Raw genomic sequence first — 11859 nt, 5'->3', positions numbered from 1 at the left:
GATTATTTACTAATTTAGTGATTTTTAGACCTATATCTAAATAATATCGTATTCCCATGCCTGTTATAGATAAACATAAATACACAAAGGGAACAACTTATCCGTGGAAAAATCTGGCCAATACCTTTATTGTACAGCGAATTCAGGGAAAATCACTCCTATCCTTTCTTGTACTGATCACACCAGCCCAACAGCACCAATACATTGAGGTAAGCGCCATGTCCCTGAATGGTATCCCCAGACTGGCAACCGCTATAGATCATTTTAGTAAAATCTCCGGTAAAACAGTTTAAATCCATTGTAGCCATGCCTATTACAGACACAGAAAAATATAAAGACGCACCCGGATATCAACAGGTATACAGCGACAAAACTATCGAACATTTTTCCAACAATGGCAGGATTGTCCGAATAATACCTACAGCCGACAGGTGTTTTCATACTTTTACGATCAAACCGGACGGGCGCCCGTTTTTAGTGCACAGATCCTTAGATTATTTCAATCCCCTGCTCATTTTAGGATTCACCGCTTTTATAGCAGTCATTCTTGCACAGCCGAAGCCTTTATATGCAGGAATCGTGATAGCCATCCTATCCCTTGCCATATGGGGTTTTGTTCGCGAGGCCAGGGCAGCCGCCCGGAAACTCAAACCTATTATCATGGTGGACAGACAAGGTATCACACTTGATTCAGGAAACTACCCCTGGGACACCATTGTCAATACTTTTATTGTAATCGCCCTTATAGAAAAACGGCGGACACCTCGCAGCAAATCCGGTGATGACTTTCTGGTCCTTACGCTCATCAATCAAAAAACGGTCATTTACCCGCTTGACAAGGTTGCTGGCAAAGCCTTTGAACTCGCCACCACAATTACCTACTTCAGCAATAACAATTCATTATCATGCCCATCATAGACGCAGAAAAATACAAAGACGTACCCGGATATCAGCAGGTATATGACCAGGAGAATACCGCTTCGTTTTTTCCCCGTCATATTCATATCCGGCCGACCAGTGATAAGAGCCTGTTCACCCGGATGATCAGGCTGGACAAAGCACAATTTGTATTCCGTTCATCACCGGCTCCCATCCTGATGCCGTTTTATTTCTCGATGATGGTGTTTACTGTTCTGCTGGCACAGACAATACATCCGCTGTTGGCTATTACCGGCATGGCAGTGTTAACATGGGTACTTACCTTGTTGATACTGAAACCGTACCGGTCATCCAGACGTGGTGTGCAGATCGACAGCCGGGGTATTACTGCCAGCCAATTTTATGCATGGGAAGAAATCATCGGCACTTTCATTATAACAAGAAAAATGGGGAGAAGAATTGAATGCGATCTTACGCTTGCACTGAGCGACGGCAGAAATGTCTATATCCAGCTGGACCGCCTTGCCGCTGTTGGCAACAGCGCAGCAGAGATATCCACTGCGATTACCCATTACCGTAACAAAACCGTTTAAAACACAACGGCTGCTCCCCGTAAGGAAAACAGCCGTCGTTGCATTCATCGTTTATCGTCTTTTGTTAGTTTATACTGATGGTAGCGATCACCGCACAGTGATCTGACGCATAGACGTTTTTATCAGCCACATATCCAGTCAACGGCTGGTAGGTGCTCACGGAGAAACCAGCATTGGGTGTTGTCATGATATAATCGATAGTGCGGTCCGGCTTATTGGAAGGGAACGTCAGCGGACATTGCTGCGTACAGCCCAGGTTCATAAAACTCCGGATAATGTTCATCGTCTGAGAAGTGGGTACTGCATTGAGATCGCCGGCCATGATGAGCGGCAGGTCCAGACCCGCCACTATCTTCTTCAATTCAGCAGCCTGCACCAAACGGTTGTCTTCCTGCGACAGATGATCGAGGTGTGTAGAGGCGAAATAAAAATCCTTCCCTTCCTTATTGACTTTAATCATGGCCACAGAGCGGAATTCACCACTCACATTGGGGTCTACCGGGAGCGCATAACGTTTGCTTTCCTTAATGGGCAGCCGCGACAACACGGCATCGCCGTATTGCCCTCCGCTGACATCAATGGCTTTGGTAAAGAACCATTCCATGCCTGTGAGCGCGGCCAGTTCTTTTGCCTGATGTACGGTGGTGCCGGTGCGGTTAGTGAATACATCTACTTCCTGTAAGGCCACCAGGTCCGGTTGTTGTTCATTGATCACTTTGGCGAGTTGGGACAGGTCAGCCGGCGCGCCGGTACTGGCACGGGCTCCATAGATGTTGTAAGTCATCACCTTTAACCGGACTTTTTCTTTTACCGGTGCAGGTGGCTCCTCCGTTTTATTATCCGATTTACTACAGGCATACAGCAACAGCAACAGACTTACTACGAGATATCTGGACATATATACAGGTTAAAAGGCATTCAGTTCAGCGATGTTTGTCAGATAGGTATCTCCCTGGCTGGTGTTGATCGTCAACCGGAAGAACCTTGTCTGCCGGGCATAAGCCAGGAAGATGGTATTGAGCTTGTTGTTATCCAGTGTGAAAGACTCCGTATAGTCCCATACGTTACCATCCAGGCTTGTTTCCACAACGATGTTTTTAGGATTGCCGGTCGCTTTCACTTCGCCGGTGGCTTTGTCTGTACGGCCGGTGAAGGCGAGGCCATGAAGTTTCTGCGCCGTCTGCATGTCAATGGTGATGATATGAGGCGGGCCTGGTTTGGCCGCTTTCCACTGGGTAGACCAAAACGTATTATCGTCACCGTCGAGTGCATGGATGGCGTGCCCGTTGGTAGCGCCTTCACCGGTAGGCTCTTCCGAGGAGAAGCCTGTTATCTTCCAGGTATTACGGTCGAACAGCGGGAAGGGATTGCTGTTATATTTAGCATTGATGAGAAAATACGTTGTACGCAATGTTTCATTTACCCTGGCGTCGGTGGTAATGCTCACCGGCAGCAGGTAGTTACCCACGCCGTCCAGTTTATCGAAGCGTACGCGCAGCTTCAGCGGTGGCGTATTGAATTTGCCGACGGGGATCACCGAGCCGGATTGCTCCAGCTCGTAGCTCCCTTCGGGTAGTATGGGATAATTAGTATAGTTCTTCGCATTGAATTTATCCACCAGCGATGCATCCGTTTTGAATTGTATCTGAATATCCGATGCGGGGGAATGCGGGCCGCCATAGCAGGCGCCATAGATAATGGAGTCTGTGGCGGCAGTACGGTTAAAGCTATACGTAGCCGGACTGTTCACCGCCTGCGGCATATACACCACCGCGGTACTGTCCGAAATATTGCTGAGCAGATCCCTGTCACGGCTGCAGCTGGCGAGCATCAACAATGCCATTCCGCAGGCCGATCCTATTTTTATTTTCATGATGTCAGTCATTTTAAGATCAATAAAAGTGATTACCAGCCTGGATTCTGCACCAGGTTACGGTCGCGGTCCATTTCCGACTGCGGGATAGGAAACAGGTAATAGTTTTTGAGGAATATCCTTCTTTCGAAAACCGTACGTTGATAGAACACGAGGTCTGTCAGTTTCGTACCTGCGTCCACGTTCATACCGTAGAAGTTGCCGCCGTCAGTTTGTTCGGCAATTTTCCAGCGCCGGGTATCGAAGTAGCGCAGACTTTCCAGGGCCAGTTCCACCCTTCTCTCATGACGTATTTTGCTGCGCATTTCGCTCTGACCGAGTCCAGGCGTTACTTCCGGAAGACCGGCGCGGTTACGGATCTCATTGAGGTATTTTGCGATATCCGGATCACCGGGCGCATATTCATTCAACGCCTCTATGTAATTGAGCAGTATTTCCGCATAACGTACCAGTACAAACGGTCTGGCGATATATTGGGAAATCCTTGGATTGCTGTTGGGATGGATGTTTTTGCGCGCGATATAGCCGGTACGGGGGAAATCCCATGACCCTTTTTTGCCGGTGTTGCCGGTAAAGAATGTTTCTATCACCTTGTTGCCTTCGCTGGTATTGATCCAGAGGCTGCCGTTGTAACTAACGTTCACGTAGAAACGGGGTTCCCGATTGACATACATATTGTAAGTACCGGCGGTGGTGTATTTGGTGGCAGCGGTAGAAAAGCCCGTCTCCACATAACCGGAAGCGGCTTCGCGAATACCTTTACCATTCTGCATTTCGAACTCATCGACCAGTTGCTGGGTAACTGCCACGGCAGCATAACCATTGGCCAGACGGGGGCTGGTAGATCTTTCCCAGTCTTTCAGGTTGTTGGTGGTACGGGCAAAGATCACTTCGCTGTTCCATGGATCGAGGAGCACGTCGCGGCAGGAAAGGTAAGGATCGTATTTTCCGGCAGCATCGTTTTTGCGATACAGGGAGAAGTTAAAGCCGGTGATCACGTCTTTTGCCGCGTCGGCTGCACGTTTCCATTTTTCTTTATCGAAGGTGGAGCTGATCAGCTGTTTACCATCGATGTTAGAGAAACCGGCATAGTCAGTGTTACCGTTGAATTGGGGGCTGGCGGCCAGCAGCAGCACGCGGCTTTTGATGGCCTTACAGGTGGCGGCGGTAGCGCGGCCATAATCCGCATCGGCTTGTTCCGTGAAGTGTTTGGGCAACTTCGTGGCGGCGAGATCCAGTTCAGTTACGATGTAGTTCACACATTCATCGTAGCTGTTACGTGGTTTCTGCATTTCCGCATCAGAAGGCTCCAGGTCACCGGCGATAGGTGTATCGCCGAGCAGGATCACTGGCCCATACTGACGCAACAGGCCATAATAAAAGAAGGCACGGAGGAAGCGGGCTTCTGCCTTGTATTTATCAATCAGGTCCTGACCGTTGGGCAACTCCTTTATCTCTTTGTTTTCATCGATGTGTTGCATGAAATAAGACGCTGAGCGGATACCACGGTAATATTTGGACCAGGTGTCCATATAACCGGAAGCCGCGCTCCAGTTGCCCAGATTGATGGGATACGTGTCATAACCCGAGCCCGGACGGTCGTAGGTGATATCCGCATCGTCGGAACAGCCTTCCCAGGGAGAGGTATTACGGTATGCTTCGTTGGGTATCGTTGAATAAATATTGGCCAGGTATTCTTCCGAATAACGTCTGCGGGCAAACACCTGCTCGATGGTGATACGGTCATCGGGGACCTGATTGAGGAAATCCTTATTACAGGACGTTGTCAGAAACGAAGTACTTACCAGTGCCAGGTAAGCGAGTCTTTTTATTTTCATCCGAAGGAGATTATTGTTGTTAGCGAATCATCAGAAATTCACGGCTACGCCGACAGTATAGGATTTGTTGCTGGAATAGGCCGCACCTCTGCCGTTGCCTACTTCCACATCCCATAATTTGAACGGGGAGAACGTCAACAGGTTGACACCCTGCAGGAATATGCTGGATGATTTAAAACCGATACGTTTCATAAGACGTTGCGGCAGGCTATAGCTAAATTGCAACGTTTTCAGGCGCAGGTAATCACTGCGTTTCACCCACCAGGAGCTGGCAGCGTAGTTATCGTTCAGCGAGCCGGCCATCAGGCGGGGATAGAATACATCCTGACGTGGATTTTCTTCTGTCCAGCGATCCGTGATATTGCTGAAGAGGTTACCTCTTGCCAGGCCTTGCTGGAAAGGCATGGTGCCTTCACCGCTGAGGAGCACGTCCACATGGGCAGCACCCTGAAACAACGCGGAAAGGCTTACGGATTTATATCCCAGTGTGAACCCAAATCCGTAGATGATTTCAGGAATATCACCGTAACCGATCGGAACCTGATCGTAGCTATCGATTACACCGTCTCCGTTGATATCTTTATATCTGATATCGCCTGCACGGACATCACCGGGCTGACGGGGGGCGTTGCGCACTTCTTCATCGCTCTCAAAGAGGCCGAGCGCGATGTAACCGAAGCGCTGGTCTACCTTGTGGCCTTTTCGTTCCAGCCACGGGTATTTCCATGCCGGGTCATCATTTTCGATGACTTCGTTTTTATTGTAGGTGAAATTGCCCAGCAATTGCACAGACAGTTCACCGAAGTGACGGTTGTAAGTCACCGATGCATCGATGCCCTTGTTGTCGATGATACCAACGTTGCCGAAAGGAGCATTGATCATACCGATGTAACCGGGCAGGGACTTGCGGCGCAGGAAGATACCACTGCGGTATTCTTTGAAGAGGTCCACCTGCAAAGCAAGGCTTTCATCCAGCACCTGTATATCAAAACCGAGGTTCGTCTTTTTGGAGGTTTCCCATTGTACGTCCACCGCATATTCTCCAATTTCTTTACCGGTAAACTTCTGGTCCATATTTTTACCAAAATAATAATCTCCGGTATTAGCCACCGTAGCCAGGTAAGCGAACCTTCTGCCATCGATATTACTGTTACCCACAAGACCATGGGAGAAGCGCACTTTAAACAGTTGAACGTAATCTTTAAGAGGTTTGAAAAATTTCTCTTCCGATAATACCCAACCCAGGCCCGCAGAAGGGAAGAAACCATAACGTCTATCCGGGTAGAAGTTTTCAGCGCCGTTGTACCCGAAGTTGAGTTCCGCGAAATATTTGTTGTTATAACCGTAGGTAAATCTACCCGCGAGTCCCTGAAAGCGGTATGGCAAGGATGTTTCAAGGCTGCTTGCATAAGTATTGGCCTTATCACTTTTGTTGTACAGCAGCATACCCGATACATCGTGTTTACGAAAGCTCCGGTTATAGTTTACCGCCAGTTCGTTATAGAAGGACCTTTCTCCCACATTGGATTTATCATACGCGAGATATTCCGTACCGATAGCTGTTTGTTCATAGATTAGCTTCCCATCGGCATCGCGGCCGGTAGCGTACCAGGTATCGGGTGTTTTCGTATAGCGGTTACTGGTATAGTTATAGGTATCAAACGAAAACATACCGGTAACAGACAAGCCTTTGGTGATAAAAGGAAGTTCCTGGGTAAGGCGCAGGTTGGAGTACAGCTGGCTTCTCCATTGATTGGCATAACCGCTTTGTGTCAGGGAAGCCCAGGGGTTCTTCAGTCCGCCGCCGCGCAGGTCCGCTATTTTGCCGTCAGGGTAACGGGTGGGTATCTGCACAGAAGTCAGGTAGTAGGCGTCGGAGAAAATATCTGATACGCCGGTAGCCGGCAGGTTAACGTTGTTCAGATATCCCTGAATACCCAGTTTGACTGTCGTTGTTTTTGACGGTGTGAGCGTGATGTTGGACGTTACATTGTAACGTTTGGAATAGATGGAAGAGTTGTATTTAGAGAGACCATCTACATTGTAGAGGCCCAGTTCATCATAATAACCAAGGCCGATATAATACACTGCTTTTTCAGAACCGCCGCTGATATTAGCATTCGCGTTGCGTACTTTACCATGATCGCGGAACAGTTCTTTGAACCAATCCACATTGGGATACAGGTAAGGGTCGCTGCCGTCGCGTGTTTTCCGGATAGCTTCGTCGGTATAGATCGGCGCGCTGCCGCGTGTTTTCAGGGCTTCATTGGACAGCTGCATATAGGTAGGACCATCTGCGAAAGAAGGCAGTTTCGCAAACTGCGTGAAGCCTTCCGTATAGCGGATATTGTAAGATGGCTTACCTGCTTTCCCTGATTTGGTGGTGATGAGTATAACGCCGTTGGCCCCACGAACACCATAGATAGCCGTTGCCGATGCATCTTTCAGCACAGAAAAACTTTCGATGTCTTCCGGGTCTACGTTGGCAATATTTCTGGGTACGCCGTCTACCAGTGTGAGCGGCGCGCTGAGGCCTTTGGTGAAGGTGGAGATACCGCGGATATAGATATTGGCATCGTTGTAGCCCAGTTCGCTGCTGCGTTGTACAGACACCATACCGGCGATGCGGCCGCCGAGGGAGTTGGTGAGGTTAGACACTGGTTGTTTCAGGTCTTTGGGGGAGATAGTAGCCTGTGCACCTACGAGGCTGATCTTTTTCTGTTCGCCGTAGCCTACCACTACTACTTCTTCCAATGCAGAAGAAGCTGTTTGCAGGATCACGTTGATTTTATCCTTTCCCGCCACCGGTATTTCCTGCCTGCGGTAACTGAGGAGGCTGAACACGAGTATGGCGTCATCTGGCACGGAGAGGATATAACGGCCGTTCACGTCCGTACCGGTGCCGATGCGGCTGTCTTTCACGGCGACGGTCACACCCACCATAGCCTGCCCGGAAGTATCCAGAACAATACCTGTGATTTCCCGTTTTGGGGCGTCCACGCCCGGGTGCACCTGAGAAGGTTTATTTTTTACAGCCACAGAAATAGTTGTACCGGATGTTTTGAACTGAAGGCCGGTTTGTTTGTCCATCTCCTCCAGCAGTCGTGCTACCGTGATGTTTTTGTGTTGGAGGGAAACCCTGGCACCAAAAGATTCCAGGGATTTATCAAATAGAAAGCGGAAGGGAGTTTGTTTTTCCACGATGCGGAATACTTCCACCACCGGGGCTTGTTTAACAGCAATATTGACCGTTTGGTTGTCCGGCCCGGAAGCCTGTGCCATCAGGGCCGTAGCAGGCGCTATTGCCAGCAGCAGGCACAGGAAATTTAGCATGACCTTTCCCGTAAGGCCACGGATAGTGGATAAAGATAGTTTCATAGCTTAAATTTTGTAAGCGTCGTATAGGAGTGACAGTATCATCCAGTTATTGTTTTTCGCGGATTTTAATGATCTGTCCCTCTTGTTGGTATTGGAGGTTGTATACAAAACAGATGGATTCCAGTGTAGCCGTTAACGAAGTATTGGTTTGTGTGCCGGACAGTACGTGTTGGCCGATGCCTGGTGTCAACAGGACAATTTTAACGCTGTACCATCTTTCCAGAATAGCCGTCACCTGTTGCAGCGTCAGGTTGTTCATATCGATGATGCCTTTCTGCCAGCTGCTTATCTGTTGCGGATCGGCGGTGATGCTGACGAAAGTGGCCGTAGCATCATAGGTCACCTGATCGCCTTTGATCATGACCAGTGATTTACCCTCCGGGGATGACACCTGTATTTTCCCTGACACCACGCCCAGCTGTTGTGTTTCACCGGGGTATGCCCGGATGTTGAAGGTAGTGCCCAGTACGCGGGTGCTGAGGGCGCCGGAGCGTACCACAAAAGGTTTGTTTTCATTTTGCCGGACATCGAAGTAGGCTTCCCCTTCGAGAAACACTTCGCGGATGGCATCGGACGATGACGCATACCGGATAGCGGAGCGGGCGTTGAGCACCACGGCGGTACTATCGGGCAGGGTTATACGTTTTATTTCGCCATCCCTGGTGGCGGCTGTCAGTAGTGCAGGCTGGTGGTGCCCTATATGGGGCAGCAGCTGGTGCAGTGTCAGCAGCAGGGCTACGGCAGCCGCATAGGGCCATGACTTCCGGAGATAATGTTGTAGCGAGCGTAGCCCGTTTCGGGGTATCGCCTGCATCACTTTCTCTTTGAGTCCGGATGGCAATGCCTCCTCCTGACTTTGCTGCCATTCCGTATACGGCAGCAGGTCGTCTAACGCCGGTTGTTCCGTCATGTGCAGGAAACGCCGCAATTCTTCCGCAGTAGCGGTATGTTCCTGTATTTTCCGGATCAGTTCCTGCATGTCCGAGGCATCGTACTTCGTCATATTTAACTGGCTCTTTCCCTTATATACACGAAAAAAGAAGGGACTACTTAGTGGAGTGAAATAAATTTATCGGATCAACAGTAACACGATTAATATATAGGCATCTTTTAATTCTGTACGGATTGTTTTCAGGCTACTGTGGATATGGGCTTCCACCGTGCGTATGGAGATGCCCAGTTTATCTGCTATCTCGCGGTGGGAGAGGCCTTCTTCGCGGCTCATGCGGAAGACGGCGCGCTGTTTTTCTCCCAGTTTTTCCAGCACCAGCTGATATTGACTGAACAGTTCGTTATAATCCATCCGTTGGCGGATATGGTCTTCCTGTTGTGGTAACGTCTCCGCAGGCTCGATGGTGGCCAGTTGACGCGTAGCTTTGTTACGGATAAAATTCAGCAGATGGTTGCGCGCGATGGTAAAGAGCAATACCTGCACATCGGCAGTCTGGTCGATTTTCTCCCTGAAATGCCACAGTTTCAGAAAGATGTCCAGCAGCAGTTCTTCCGCATCTTCCTCATTGCCCACCTTCTTTTTACAGTATGCCAGCACTTTCGGCCCGAGCAGATCGAGCAGGGAGCGCAAAGCGTCTTCCTCTCCGTGGCGGAGGCGCTGCAACAGTTTCGGTGAAATCAGATTGGTTGTATTGTCCATGACGGAGACAAAATTAACATGCTATTATTAACACAAGGTTACGCCGCGGCTATCGTATCGTGGATCATCATTGTTCATCCGGTGGAATTTGTATTCCGTCAATATTAATAAAAATTTATTCAGTATTCAGCAAAAACTCCGTCTTTATAGCACCAGAGCCATTGTTCTCCCGGTTCAGCCGAAGAGACGACCGGATGGTCTGTCTGGTGAAAATGTTGCGTCATATGCCTGGCGGGAGAGTCATCGCAGCAGAGGGTGGCGCCGCAGGTTTGACAGGTACGCAGGTGTACCCAGGTACCATCCTGTTTGATGCATTCTTCACAGACGTAGGCCTTAGCTGTTTTAATGTCGGTGATGGCTTTCAGATGCGAGCAAAGTGTCATGATGAGATCATTTATACTGGTTGAAAAATATGCCCCGGTGACGCGATATGGTAATCAAATATACAAATAGTTAATATTGTAGCTTAAACAACGCAGTACATGATCACACCCGCCGATGCCATTACCCTTCAGGAGCAGCTGAGGGCGCAAGTCATCACCACCGATATGCTCCCCCACCCTATCCGTACCATTGCCGGTACCGACGTAGAGTATGACACATCCACCGACCTCATTGCCGGCAGCGTGGTGGTACTGGATTACAACACTTTGTCCGTAGTAGCCGTGGCCGCTCACTGCATGGAAGTCACTTTCCCCTATATCCCCGGCCTTTTTTCTTTCCGGGAGATGCCACCGCTGCTGGAAGCCTATCGTCAGCTGGAGGTGGAGCCCGACGTCATCATCTGCGATGGCCAGGGGCTGGCTCATCAGCGCCGCTTCGGGCTGGCCTGTCATTTTGGGGTAACGCTCAACAAGCCCGTGATCGGCTGCGGCAAAACACGCCTGTGCGGCCGGTACGACCATCTGGGGGAGGCACGTGGCAGTATCGCTCCGCTGACAGCCGAAGAAGACGAGGCGCTGATCGGCAACGCCCTGCGTACCCGTGACGGCATCAATCCGGTGTTTGTCTCCGTAGGTCATAAAATCAGTCTGCCTACCGCCACCGATATCGTGCTGAAAATGGCCACACAATACCGTCTTCCGGAGACGACCCGGCTGGCAGATCACTATGCGCGGCTGGCGTTATTGGAATATAAATCGCGGCCAAACAAGCCACCAGCAAGCATCTGAATAATTATTCGAAATAATTTGAATAATTATTTGGTTGATTCAGATAAATATTTCTATATTTGCAACCCCAAACGGGGCCAACGGTTTGGCTGAAAAGCAGAACCACAGCGAGGATTGGTAGTTCAGTCGGTTAGAATGCCGCCCTGTCACGGCGGAGGTCGCGGGTTCGAGTCCCGTCCAGTCCGCAAAAAATTAAAAGCCTGTACAATGAGTACAGGCTTTTTGCGTTTTAGAAATTAAGAATGTAACTACTCACTTCCGTATAGCCTTTCCCGTTCGGCGCTCATCATTTTTACTATCTTACACAATAAACTGATTAACAACTAATTAACACCTGCCATTTCCTCAAAAACCCATTGTTATGAATTCCTCTTCTTTATTTTGCGAGCCTCTTTTTAGATAAAACCCATAACTGCTCACACAAAACACATACCCTTCAGAACGCCTATGGGCATAGATACCTAGCGCCTATGTA

At 49.4% G+C, this 11859-nt stretch carries 11 protein-coding genes and 1 tRNA gene; 5 read left to right on the top strand and 7 right to left on the bottom strand.

From position 1 onward, the window contains the following. Positions 1-56: 56 nt before the first annotated feature. Genes ICL55_RS25930 through ICL55_RS25920 form a run of 3 tightly spaced genes read left to right on the top strand, consistent with a single transcriptional unit; the run spans position 57 to position 1472 of the window. Positions 57-293 carry a hypothetical protein gene (locus tag ICL55_RS25930; RefSeq protein ID WP_188102961.1) on the top strand — a complete coding sequence of 79 codons (237 nt, stop codon included), beginning with the start codon at positions 57-59 and terminating at the stop codon, positions 291-293. Between the two features lie 13 nt (positions 294-306). Further along, positions 307-918: a hypothetical protein gene (locus ICL55_RS25925; protein WP_188102959.1), complete on the top strand. Its 612-nt coding sequence runs from the start codon at positions 307-309 to the stop codon at positions 916-918. Then, on the top strand, positions 906-1472 hold the full coding sequence (locus ICL55_RS25920) for a hypothetical protein (protein WP_188102957.1): 567 nt from the start codon (positions 906-908) through the stop codon (positions 1470-1472). The genes ICL55_RS25925 and ICL55_RS25920 overlap by 13 nt, the downstream gene beginning before the upstream one ends. Before the next feature lie 64 nt (positions 1473-1536). On the opposite strand, the gene ICL55_RS25915 is transcribed toward ICL55_RS25920, so the two are convergent. From ICL55_RS25915 to ICL55_RS25885, 7 genes are all read right to left on the bottom strand, one after another. Continuing rightward, complete coding sequence (locus ICL55_RS25915) at positions 1537-2370, bottom strand: endonuclease/exonuclease/phosphatase family protein (protein ID WP_188102955.1); 834 nt, start codon at positions 2368-2370, stop codon at positions 1537-1539. 9 nt (positions 2371-2379) lie between these two features. After that, complete coding sequence (locus tag ICL55_RS25910) at positions 2380-3345, bottom strand: BT_3987 domain-containing protein (protein ID WP_188102953.1); 966 nt, start codon at positions 3343-3345, stop codon at positions 2380-2382. A 32-nt stretch (positions 3346-3377) separates the two neighbouring features. Beyond that, positions 3378-5183: a RagB/SusD family nutrient uptake outer membrane protein gene (locus ICL55_RS25905; protein WP_188102951.1), complete on the bottom strand. Its 1806-nt coding sequence runs from the start codon at positions 5181-5183 to the stop codon at positions 3378-3380. Positions 5184-5213: 30 nt separating this feature from the next. Beyond that, positions 5214-8561: a SusC/RagA family TonB-linked outer membrane protein gene (locus tag ICL55_RS25900; protein ID WP_223151594.1), complete on the bottom strand. Its 3348-nt coding sequence runs from the start codon at positions 8559-8561 to the stop codon at positions 5214-5216. 46 nt (positions 8562-8607) lie between these two features. After that, positions 8608-9564, bottom strand: a complete 957-nt coding sequence (locus ICL55_RS25895) for a FecR family protein (RefSeq protein ID WP_188102949.1) — start codon at positions 9562-9564, stop codon at positions 8608-8610. Between the two features lie 66 nt (positions 9565-9630). Then, the gene (locus ICL55_RS25890; RefSeq protein WP_188102946.1) at positions 9631-10212 is read right to left on the bottom strand and encodes an RNA polymerase sigma-70 factor; all 582 of its coding nucleotides are present in this window, start codon (positions 10210-10212) and stop codon (positions 9631-9633) included. A gap of 119 nt (positions 10213-10331) precedes the next feature. After that, a complete protein-coding gene (locus ICL55_RS25885) occupies positions 10332-10595 on the bottom strand; it encodes a UBP-type zinc finger domain-containing protein (protein ID WP_188102944.1) in 264 nt (87 codons plus the stop codon). Between the two features lie 99 nt (positions 10596-10694). On the opposite strand from ICL55_RS25885, the gene nfi reads away from it, so the two are divergent. Further along, positions 10695-11384, top strand: coding sequence for a deoxyribonuclease V (gene nfi, locus ICL55_RS25880; RefSeq protein ID WP_188102942.1), 690 nt, complete (start codon positions 10695-10697; stop codon positions 11382-11384). A 111-nt stretch (positions 11385-11495) separates the two neighbouring features. After that, positions 11496-11569 (top strand) — tRNA-Asp (locus ICL55_RS25875). The last annotated feature ends 290 nt before the right edge of the window (positions 11570-11859 follow it).

It is taken from the genome of Chitinophaga varians (genome assembly GCF_014529945.1).
GTDB lineage: Bacteria > Bacteroidota > Bacteroidia > Chitinophagales > Chitinophagaceae > Chitinophaga > Chitinophaga varians.
The sequence above is the reverse complement of the archived record's forward strand: the minus strand, read 5'-3'. Positions and strand labels throughout refer to the sequence as shown.

Excerpts from the sequence above, each read along its gene's own strand:
- ICL55_RS25930 (WP_188102961.1), top strand. The coding sequence starts at position 57 with ATGCCTGTTATAGATAAACATAAATACACAAAGGGAACAACTTATCCG.
- ICL55_RS25885 (WP_188102944.1), bottom strand. The coding sequence starts at position 10,595 with ATGACACTTTGCTCGCATCTGAAAGCCATCACCGACATTAAAACAGCT.
- ICL55_RS25890 (WP_188102946.1), bottom strand. The coding sequence starts at position 10,212 with ATGGACAATACAACCAATCTGATTTCACCGAAACTGTTGCAGCGCCTC.
- ICL55_RS25915 (WP_188102955.1), bottom strand. The coding sequence starts at position 2,370 with ATGTCCAGATATCTCGTAGTAAGTCTGTTGCTGTTGCTGTATGCCTGT.
- ICL55_RS25900 (WP_223151594.1), bottom strand. The coding sequence starts at position 8,561 with ATGAAACTATCTTTATCCACTATCCGTGGCCTTACGGGAAAGGTCATG.
- nfi (WP_188102942.1), top strand. The coding sequence starts at position 10,695 with ATGATCACACCCGCCGATGCCATTACCCTTCAGGAGCAGCTGAGGGCG.
- ICL55_RS25910 (WP_188102953.1), bottom strand. The coding sequence starts at position 3,345 with ATGAAAATAAAAATAGGATCGGCCTGCGGAATGGCATTGTTGATGCTC.
- ICL55_RS25895 (WP_188102949.1), bottom strand. The coding sequence starts at position 9,564 with ATGACGAAGTACGATGCCTCGGACATGCAGGAACTGATCCGGAAAATA.
- ICL55_RS25920 (WP_188102957.1), top strand. The coding sequence starts at position 906 with ATGCCCATCATAGACGCAGAAAAATACAAAGACGTACCCGGATATCAG.
- ICL55_RS25905 (WP_188102951.1), bottom strand. The coding sequence starts at position 5,183 with ATGAAAATAAAAAGACTCGCTTACCTGGCACTGGTAAGTACTTCGTTT.
- ICL55_RS25925 (WP_188102959.1), top strand. The coding sequence starts at position 307 with ATGCCTATTACAGACACAGAAAAATATAAAGACGCACCCGGATATCAA.